This is a genomic window from Pseudomonas cerasi (assembly GCF_900074915.1).
GTDB classification, from domain to species: domain Bacteria; phylum Pseudomonadota; class Gammaproteobacteria; order Pseudomonadales; family Pseudomonadaceae; genus Aquipseudomonas; species Aquipseudomonas cerasi.
In genome coordinates, this window is record NZ_LT222319.1 from 2,250,415 (window position 1) to 2,260,000 (window position 9,586).

The 9,586-nt window shown below is 59.1% G+C and carries 7 protein-coding genes (1 of these 7 cut by a window edge); 2 read left to right on the top strand and 5 right to left on the bottom strand.

The features are described 5' to 3' along the window. Positions 1-24: 24 nt before the first annotated feature. From PCPL58_RS12810 to PCPL58_RS12830, 5 genes are read right to left on the bottom strand one after another with little or no spacing between them, the layout of a single operon-like run. Positions 25-2,232: a polysaccharide biosynthesis tyrosine autokinase gene (locus PCPL58_RS12810; protein ID WP_065349553.1), complete on the bottom strand. Its 2,208-nt coding sequence runs from the start codon at positions 2,230-2,232 to the stop codon at positions 25-27. Further along, complete coding sequence (locus PCPL58_RS12815; protein ID WP_003436458.1) at positions 2,233-2,685, bottom strand: low molecular weight protein-tyrosine-phosphatase; 453 nt, start codon at positions 2,683-2,685, stop codon at positions 2,233-2,235. It abuts the gene before it with no gap. Then, positions 2,675-3,610, bottom strand: a complete 936-nt coding sequence (locus tag PCPL58_RS12820; RefSeq protein WP_065349554.1) for a glycosyltransferase family 2 protein — start codon at positions 3,608-3,610, stop codon at positions 2,675-2,677. Before PCPL58_RS12820 ends, PCPL58_RS12815 begins: the two co-directional genes overlap by 11 nt. A 3-nt stretch (positions 3,611-3,613) precedes the next feature. Continuing rightward, on the bottom strand, positions 3,614-5,128 hold the full coding sequence (locus PCPL58_RS12825; RefSeq protein ID WP_065351042.1) for a lipopolysaccharide biosynthesis protein: 1,515 nt from the start codon (positions 5,126-5,128) through the stop codon (positions 3,614-3,616). A gap of 5 nt (positions 5,129-5,133) precedes the next feature. Further along, positions 5,134-6,249 (bottom strand): DegT/DnrJ/EryC1/StrS family aminotransferase, encoded by a 1,116-nt coding sequence (locus PCPL58_RS12830; RefSeq protein WP_065349555.1) that lies wholly within the window; start codon positions 6,247-6,249, stop codon positions 5,134-5,136. A 666-nt stretch (positions 6,250-6,915) separates the two neighbouring features. Here PCPL58_RS12830 and PCPL58_RS12835 point away from each other — a divergent pair. Both PCPL58_RS12835 and PCPL58_RS12840 read left to right on the top strand, forming a co-directional pair. Beyond that, positions 6,916-8,109, top strand: coding sequence for a cysteine desulfurase family protein (locus PCPL58_RS12835; RefSeq protein ID WP_065349556.1), 1,194 nt, complete (start codon positions 6,916-6,918; stop codon positions 8,107-8,109). A gap of 57 nt (positions 8,110-8,166) precedes the next feature. Beyond that, positions 8,167-9,586 carry the 5' portion of an aminopeptidase P family protein gene (locus PCPL58_RS12840; protein WP_065349557.1) on the top strand. Its footprint extends 389 nt past the window's final position, so the window shows 1,420 of its 1,809 coding nt (coding positions 1-1,420); its start codon is at positions 8,167-8,169; the stop codon falls past the right edge of the window.

The window sequence follows — 9,586 nt, forward strand, 5'->3', positions numbered from 1 at the left end:
GGTCAGCGGCAAGCAGCGCCCCGGCTATCGGGGCGCGGGGTGGTAGTTGTAGCCGTAGGCGGCGTAGTCGTAGTCGGAGGTCGTGGCCTTGCGCACCACCGCGTTGAAAATGGCGCCCTTGATCAGAATTCCGTTCTGACCCAGACGGCGTTTGCTGGCTTCGATTTCCTGGACGGTGGTCATGCCAAAGCGCGCCACCAGCAGGCAAGTGCCCGCCTGACGGCCCACCAGCGTCGCATCGGTCACGGCCAGGATGGGCGGGGTGTCGATCAGAATCAGGTCATACAGCGGCGACAGTTCGGCAAGCATCTTGTGGAAGTTGTCATGCATCAGCAGCTCCGAGGGGTTGGGCGCGGCGAAACCACAGGAGATGAAATCCAGATGCCGGACACGGGTGCTGTTGATGACCTCGGTACAGCGCAGACGCGCCGCCAGTGTGTCGGACAGCCCGTGTTTGGGTTGCAGACCGAAGAGGCGATGCAGGTAGCCTTTGCGCATGTCGGCATCGATCAGCAGGACCCGTTTGCCGGTCTGGGCAATGATGGTCGCCAGATTGCTCGACACAAAAGACTTGCCGGCACCCGGTGTCGGGCTGGATATCATCAGCACGTTGTTGCGCGCTTCAAGCATGGCGAAGTGCAGGCTTGTGCGCAGGCTGCGCAATGACTCGATCGCCAGCTCGGCGGGCGCGGCAATGCTCAGCAACTTCGACTCCTGTCCGGCATGGTCGCGCTTGTCCAGATGCTCCTGTTGGCGCGAGTGCGGCAGCGACGCGTAGACCGGCATGCCCAGATTTTCAATGATCTCGGCGCTTTCGATGCCGCGATAGAACGCCTGGCGCACGAAAACCATGGTCATCGCGACCAGCGCGCCGAGCAGCGTGGCAATCAGCACGATCAGTGTTTTCATCGGTTTGACGGGTCTTTCGACATTGGTGTCGGCGTTATCGATGACCCGTACGTTGCCGATGTTGCCGGCGCGCAGAATGTCCTGCTCCTGGCTTTTGTTGAGCATCAGTGTGTAGGTCTGGCTGATGACCTGCATATCACGGGTCAGGCGCAACAACTCCTGCTGGGTCATGGGCAGCGCGTCGATTTTTTTCAGCAGGCCCTGGCGCTGTTGTTCCAGCTGGTTCATCTGGCTCATCAGGCTGCGATAGGTCGGGTGCTCGCGGGTATACAGCCGTTCCAGTTCGACGCGTTTGAGTTTCAGTTCCGACAGCATTGAGTCGAGACTGACCACTTGGTCAAGCACCCCCTTGGTTTCGATACTCAGGTCCACCGACCGGGCGCTGGTCTGGAAGGTATTCAGTGCGGTTTCCGATTCTTCGAGCTGCTTGCGTACGGCGGGTAACTGCGAGCGCAAAAACTGCAGTCGCTGGGCGGCTTCGGCAGAACTGCGCTCGACGTTCTGGCGTACATACAGATGGCTGACTTCATCAAGAATCCGGTTGGCCCGATGCGCATCCTGGTCCTCGATCGACAGGTAGATGATCCCCGAATCCCTGCCGGCCTCGGCGATCTTCAGGCGGTTCTGATAGATCAGCGCGGTGCTGAGTGTGCGCTGTCTGGAGACAGTGAAATCGGTACCGGGCCGGGCCTGCAACGTAGCGACCTGAATCTTGATTCCGTGGCCTTCGACCACGCGATTGATCGCCCCGCCGAGCAGCAGATTGTGTTTGCTATCGTAGAGCGAGAACTGGCCGGGTTTGCCTGCGGTCAGGGTGAGTTTTTCACCCAGCAGGTGCTCTGGCACTTCCAGTTGGAACACCTCTATTTTTTCGCCGCCCCACGCATATTGGGTCAGGCCGAATAAAGGCTGCGCCAGTTCACCGTCGCGTGCGGGCTTGAAGGTGCGATACAGATAAGGACCGATCACAGGAAACAAATCAGGTGTCTGGAGCCTATTGAGCTTCAGATCGTCGACGACCTTGCCCAGCAGCGCGCGGGACTTGATCAACTCGATCTCGGTGGTCGCCTGCGACACCGAGAGTGGCTTGGCACTGACTTCCGGCGTACCCTCGATGCCGATTTTTCGGGGTTCTATCTGAATCATGGCGGTGGCCTGATACACCGGCGTGGCCAGAATGGCGTAGCCCAGGCCGAGCAGAAAAAACAGGCCGACGGTCAACAGGATCAGGGTCTTGTGATCGAACAGCATCCGCAGGACCGTTGCCAGATCAATCCGGGAGTCCGCTTGGAAATTCAGGGAAGGATGGTTCATGACGGTCATTTATCCTGTTGCTCCTGACTGAAAATGGGGAAGCCAGTCGTCGATGCAGCGTGAGAGCTGCGCGTAGGTCTGTTCGAAGGCTGACGCGGGCCGCCGGTAAGGGTCGGTGATGTCGAGCGGGTCCTGCCATTTACCGATCAGAAACGCTTTGCCGCGCACTTCGGGGGCCAGTTCGAGGACGTTGGAAAAATGCGCCTGCTCCATCAGCAGGATCAGGTCGGCCTCGCGCAGCAGCTCGCGATTCACCTGGCGAGCGGCATGCCGCCGAGGCTGCACCCGGTGCGACTGCAGCACCGCATGTGCCGTCGGGTCGATCGACGAACCCGATAGCGCGGCGATGCCTGCCGACTGGATACGCACCTGCGTGGCCTTCAGGCGTTCATGCAGCATCGCGACCGCCATCGGGCTGCGGCAAACGTTGCCGACGCACAACACCAGCACACTACTGAACATGAGCGTTGCCAGTGTCCGGCAACAGGCGCCTGCGCAGATTGCCGATCACGTTGCCTGCCACCTTCCACACCGTCTGCAGCTTGTGGCGGGGGGCGAGTGCGGCCAGCGACAGGCACACCGTCTGCATCAGGAAATACTGGTACAGCGGCTGATTGCCCAGGCGGTTGTAATAGTTGGCCAGGCTTGAGCAGGTCTGCAGGTTCATGTGCAACTTGCGTTTGTCACTGCGCATCGAGAACACCCCGCCAGGGTGCATGCGATAGGCGGCCGGCTTGATCCCGGCCATGAACTTGCCCTTGCCGTAGGCCCCCAGCAACGACCACCAGCACATATCGTTCAACGGCGCGCTGCACAGGCTCAATTCGGGCGGCATCTGGCTGAACACATTGCGAAAACAGACAGTCAGGGTCGAGAGGCGTCTCGCTTTTTGCAACTCCAGCGCCGAGGCATCGGCGCGCAGATGACCTTGCAACTGCACGCCATACTGCCCGTGCTCATCGAAGACGAACGCGTCGTGATAAGTGATGACGTAATCCGGATGAGCTTCGAGAAAGTCCACTTGCAGCTGCAGTTTTTGCGGATCGGTCCAGTAGTCATCGGCTTCGCAGTAGGCGATGTAGCGACCGCGTGCTTCGCCAAACAGGCCCGGGACGCATGCGCTGCCCTGACTGTACTGATTGACCTGCTGATAGAAGGCCCGAATGATCGTCGGATACCGCTCGGCGTAGTGCGCAATGATGCGCGCGGTGCCGTCGGTGGAGGCGTCGTCGTTGATCAGGATTTCGTACCTGAAATCGGTCTGCTGTGCCAAAAGCCCGTCCAGCGTCTGAGCGATGAAGCCCTCTTGATTGTAGGCGGGGCATACGATGCTCAGCAGCGGCGGCGCCAGGCAGGTTTCGTCGGTATTCTTTACAGTGTCGTCCATGGCTCAAGTACTCGGTTTACTGAACAGAACATAGAGTTTCGATGCCAGCGGCCGATGACTCGTCGCCACCAGTGTCAGGGTGACAAGCCCGCTGAGCGCGAGTGCCAGAAGCACGCTGATTCGGCTTTCACCGGCAATCAGATTGAAGACAGGGGCGCTGACCACCAGGCCTGCAGCGCTCATCGCGCTGATCCGCAGAATGTCGCTCAACCACTGGCGATGAAGACCGGGGGCCAAGTGTCGATGCACGATGACTGGCCATATCGCGAAGGACGTCGCCCGCAGAAAAAACCACGCCAACGCCGCGCCGTACACGCCCTGGTAATGGATCGCCAGAACCATCACCGGCACGCTGACCAGCGTCGATATCAGGCTGTACCACAGGTGCAAATGCATCCGGCCATAGGCGTATTGCAAATAGAACTGAAAGGCACTGGCTGCCATGATGGCGCTGCCCAGCGCATACCAGCCCAGCACCGGACGACTCCAGCGCGCGGCAACCGGATCGCCGGTCCAGGCGAGGATCAACGGCTCTGCATACAGGGCAATGACCGCAGCCAGCGGGAATAAAAAGGTACAGGCGAGGCGATTGGCGGCCAGAAACAGGGCGTGCATATCGTCGCGTCGCCCTTCGGCCATCAACACGGTCAGGCGCGGCAGCAGCGTCTGGACCAGCGGGTTGGTCAGCATCACGATGCCGGTAGTGATCAACGCCACCAATGAGAAATAGCCGTACTGGTCCAGCGGCAGCAGATTCGACAAAAGAGCCTTGTCCACCTGAGTCAGCACGATCCACAGCACAGCACTCAGCGACAGGCTGGCGGCGAACGGCAGGATCGGCTTGATCAATGGCCAGTCCAGGCCGGTCAGCCAATGCGGTGCAGGCATTTGCCCACGTGCCTTGCCGGCAAACAGCAGGGTTTCGACCAGCCCCACCGCCAGTTGAAATTCAAAGAAGTCCCGTGGGTCCCGGGAAAACTGACTGACCAGCACCAGGCCACCGAAGTAGCGCAACGTCGCGATCGAAACATTGGCGGCGTTGAGCCAGGCATGTTGTTCAAGACCCTGAATCGCGCTTCTGTACAGCGTCGAATACAGGCGCAGGGCAATGATGATGCCCATCAAACTGACGCAATGGGTCAGCGTGTCGGGTTGTAGCGTGTTTGCGTTCAGCCAGTGTGCGGCGATCCAGGGGCTGGCGACCGCGACAAGCAGGGCGCTGAACATTGCCAACGGCAGAAAGATCAGTTCGAACGAGCGCAGCAGACGACCCAGGTGTTGTTTACGTGCTGGAGTGTCTCGCGCATTCGCCACCGCACGTACCAGGCTGGGCGACAGGCCGACATCCAGCAATTGCAGCCAGGCCTGCAGCAGGGTGAAAAAACCGATCAGGCCGTACGCTTCTGCACCCAGGTGGCCCAGATAGAACGGCATGATCAGAATCCCGACCAGCAGCACGTAAGCCTGCCCGCCGTAATTCAGGAGGGTGTTACGAATGAGGGAATGTTTGCCTGGCATGATCGTCAGCAGACCCGTGCAACGGTGCAAGCCCGATAGTCAGTCTCGCTGCAGGCTTCGATCAGGGTGCGGATGACCAGGTCCTGCTCGCTTCTCAGCAGACCGGGATAGATCGGCAGGCACAGCACTCGCTCGCTCAACGCTCTGGACACCAGCTGGCCGGGTTGCGGCTGCAGGTATTCAAGGGTGTCCAGCGACGGGTAGAAGTAGCGGCGAGGGTTGATCTTGTGCTGGTTGAGTGCCGTGCGCACGCCCAGCAATTGTTGCTCGTCGCGCAAGGCCACGGGGTAATAGCTGTGATTCAGCTGGCTATCGGCCTGGGGTGTCTGCAGATCCAGATAATCTTGCAGCGACGAAGTGTAGTGGTCGGCTATCTCCGCGCGCGCTTCGAGAATGTTGCCGATGTTGTCGAGAATGCATAGCCCCATGGCGGCGGAGAACTCATTGAGCTTGGCGTTTATGCCGAGGCCATCGATCCGGTCGACGCCGGAAATGCCGAAGTTGCACATCAGATGGGCTTGTCTGGCCAGCTCGTCATCGTTGGTGATGATCGCGCCACCTTCAATGGTGTGAAACAGCTTGGTGGCATGGAAGCTCAAGGTACTGATGTCCCCGTGATTGAGCACCGACTGGCCTGCGTGACGCACGGCGAATGCGTGTGCGCCGTCATAGACGACCTTGAGCTTGTGCTTGCGGGCTATTTGCTCGATGGCTTGCACGTCGCAAGGATTGCCGAACACGTGGGTGGCGACGATCGCCGTGGTGTCTTCGGTAATGCTGTTTTCGATGTGGTTGGGCGAGATGTTCCAGGTGTGCGCATCGATGTCGGCAAAGATGGGCCGAATGCCTTCCCATTGCAGCGAGCTGCTGGTCGCGACAAAACTGAATGGCGTAGTCACTGCGCTGCCGCTCAGCCCCAGCGCCCGATAGGCCACTTGCAGGGCCAGGGTGCCGTTGTTGGTCAGAATAATGTGCCTGACGCCCAGGTAGTCCTTGAGTCGGTCTGTCAGTTCCCTGGCCAGCGGCCCGTGATTGGTCAGCCAGCCACGTGCGTAGATGCCTTCGACATAGCGTTTGAACTGGTCGATATCACCCAGGTACGTCTTGGTCACGTTAATCATCGAAGCCTCCATGTTTCTATGAATCAGTGCGTTGCCAAGCGGGTGACCGGGCATCCGTTGCAGACGTACGTTGATTGCCGGGCACGCTACCGCCGAATCGGTCGATCCAGTCAGGGAGCCGTTTACCGAGCATCAACGCATAAGCGTCGAGTGGGTCGCATTGCAACAGGCAACGCTACCGCCACACCGAACGCATTCAGCATTTAAAAAAGGAATGGAGAGTCAACAGGCATCCGCCAGCGCCGGATAAGCGCCGTGGAAATAACTGACAGGGTGAGACGGGACAGCAGTCAACTTCGGCTGATTATTCCGACGCTATGCTCTGCGGCATGTGCGTAAAACCGGAGTGTGCCTGACGGTCCTATATATCGGTGGCGGCAGGGTATCTGTCAAATTATTTCGTCAGGTTTCTGTTAGATTTTTGATAAATGGTAGATTGGAGAATCTAAAGTATTGATTTATAAGACTGTCAAAAAAATATCATCTTTCGATGTGTATTTAATGACACAGACTGCCGCCTCAGTCGGGCGTGCAGAGATCAACAGATTTTACGATGGAAAATTTCTTTATATTCTATTTTTGTCTATATAAATATTAATTGATAATTTTTAGTTCTATTTGATTTCGTGCATGATCCTCTTCATGGTCTGTGAACGAGGAGCGCGCATGAACGAGCCAGTGCTGTATTTCGATTACGCCGCCACCACCCCTGTGGACGAGCGCGTTATCAGAGTGATGATCGATTGCCTGGGGGTGTCAGGCAACTTCGGCAATCCGGCCTCCAGCTCCCATTCGTTCGGCCAGAAGGCCCGCCTTGCAGTGGAGCTTGCCCGTGAGCAGGTTGCGCATCTGGTGGGTGCGCAAGCCTCGCAGATCATCTGGACTTCCGGCGCGACAGAGTCCAGCAATCTGGCAATCAAGGGGGTGGCTCAGGAGCGTGCCAAGCGCCAGGCAGCCGCCGCCGGAGGCAAACCCGGTCATATCATCACCAGCCTGATCGAGCACAAGGCTACCCTCGACACCGCCCGTCAACTTGAGCAGGAGGGCGTCGAGGTCACCTGGCTGGCGCCGGACAGCGAGGGCCTGATCAGTGCCGATGCCGTCAGTGCAGCCTTGCGTGACGATACATTTCTGGTCTCGCTGATGCTGGTCAGTAACGAACTGGGTACCGTTAACGACATCGCCGAAATCGGCAGACGCGTACGGGGGCACGGGGCGCTGTTGCATGTCGACGCTGCACAGGGCGCTGGCAAGCTGCCAATCGACCTCAGCCAGCTCGCGGTAGATTTGATGTCGCTCTCGGCACACAAAATCTACGGGCCCAAGGGCATCGGCGCTTTGTACGTCGGTCCGCGTGCGCAGCAGCGTGTTCTCGCCCAGATACATGGGGGAGGGCACGAATGTGGCTTACGCTCGGGGACACTGGCAACGCATCAGATTGCCGGAATGGGCGCGGCCTTTGCCTTGGCGGCAGAGGTGCTCGAAGGTGAGGTGGTTGAAATACAGCGGCTGAGCGATCTTCTTTGTAAGCGCCTGGCCGGGATTCCCGGGGTGTGTATCAACGGCAGTCCCACACAGCGGATTGCCCACACACTCAGTTTTACGTTCACCCATAACGATCTGGACGTCGCCGCGCTGGGTGAGAGCCTCGCCTTTTCATCCACTTCCGCCTGCAACTCGGCGAAAAACCTGCCGTCGCATGTCCTGCTGGCCCTTGGGCTGAGCCCGCAGGCCGCCAGCCAGACCATACGCCTGAGTCTGGGGCGCTTCACTCGCGAGCAGGACATAGCGCGCGCGGCTGACTCGATTCGCGCCTCTCTGATTCAGCCAGCGTTCTGGGCGGTTGCTCAGGCTCGATGAGTGCTCCATTATCTGAACCGGTGAAAGCAGTCAATTTCCGGGTCAGCAGGAGAGTCAATGAGTACGCAATCCAATGCCAGTTCAGACGTGGCAGAACGTTTGGCGCAAACCCGCGCCTTGATGAGCAGGGAGCGCATCGATGCCTATCTGGTGCCGTCAGCGGATCCGCACCTCTCCGAATACCTGCCCGGCTATTGGCAGGGGCGCCAGTGGCTGTCGGGTTTTCACGGCTCGGTCGGTACGCTGATCATCACCCAAGATTTCGCCGGCATATGGGCTGACAGCCGCTATTGGGAACAGGCCACCAAGGAACTGGCTGGCAGCGGCATCGAATTGGTGAAGCTGATGCCCGGCCAGCAAGGCCCGCTCGAATGGCTGGCAGATGAAGCCAAGGCAGAGAGCGTGGTTGCCGTTGATGGGGCGGTTCTGGCCGTTGCCTCTTCGCGGACATTGGCAAGCAAGCTCTACGAACGTGGTGCGCGGCTGCGAACCGATATCGACCTGCTCACCGAGCTGTGGCAGGACCGCCCCGCATTGCCGTCTCACCCGATTTACGAGCATTTGCCTCCCCAGGCGTCACTGGACCGTAACGAAAAACTCGCGCGGGTTCGTCAGATCATCGTCGAGCGAAAAGCTGACTGGCATTTCATCGCCACACTGGACGACATCGCCTGGCTGTTCAATCTGCGTGGCGCAGACGTTTCCTACAATCCGGTGTTCATCGCATTTGCCTTGATCGGTCCGCAAAGCGTTACGCTGTTCGTGGACTCGAAGAAAGTACCGGATTCGGTACGTGCGCGCCTGGAGCGCGACGGTATCAACCTCATGGAATACACGCAGATTGGCGCTGCCTTGCGCGAGCTGCCGAAGGACGCGAGGCTGTTGGTCGATCCGGCCCGGGTTACCTGCGGGCTGCTCGATTACCTGGACAGCGAGGTCACGCTGGTTGAAGGGCTCAACCCGAGCACGTTGCTGAAATCGCAAAAAACCGAGACCGATACGGCCCACATCCGTCAGGCCATGGAGCAGGACGGCGCCGCGCTCTGCGAGTTCTTCGCCTGGCTGGACAGTGCGCTGGGGCGAGAGCCTGTCAGCGAACTGACCATTGATGAAAAGCTCACTCAGGCACGCGAGCGACGTCCGGGTTATGTGTCGCCCAGCTTTGCCACCATTGCGGGATTCAACGCCAATGGCGCGATGCCGCATTACCGCGCGACCGAGGCGGAGCATGCGCGGATAGAAGGCGACGGTTTGCTGCTGATCGATTCGGGCGGGCAGTACCTTGGTGGTACCACCGACATCACGCGCATGGTGGCGATCGGAACACCGAGCGCTGAACAGAAACAGGACTGTACACGCGTGCTCAAGGGTGTGATCGCGCTATCGCGTGCGCACTTTCCCAAGGGTATTCAGTCGCCGCTGCTGGACGCAATTGCCCGAACGCCTATCTGGAGTGAGGGTGTCAATTACGGCCACG